The 313-nt window shown below is 30.4% G+C and carries 1 pseudogene; it reads left to right on the plus strand.

The features are described 5' to 3' along the window. Positions 1-313 (plus strand): annotated as a pseudogene (locus tag LS64_RS12195) (hypothetical protein); the annotation flags it as partial.

Here is a 313-nt window from a genome sequence, read left to right on the forward strand (position 1 = left end):
AATAAATCAATGATTTTAGAATCTGATTTATTAAATAGCCAAATAATAGGTTGTCAAAATACTATCTTAGGAGTGCCAACTCCTTGCAATCTAATTAGTCTTATAAGCCCTGCTGCTCGTGCTTTAAAAAAATATAATGATGACTATCCTATAATGCAAGATTTAGTCGCTGGAAATATATTTAGCGATAAAGGCTTCCCATTAATTGCTACACCAAAACCAAACACTTTTAAAATAAACTCACCAAAACCCACATTAGATTCTAAACAAAACTTAGATTCTATAGAATCTAGCATAAATCTAACTAAGCCAA

Origin of the sequence: Helicobacter saguini (assembly GCF_000762875.2) — a bacterium.
GTDB classification, from domain to species: domain Bacteria; phylum Campylobacterota; class Campylobacteria; order Campylobacterales; family Helicobacteraceae; genus Helicobacter_A; species Helicobacter_A saguini.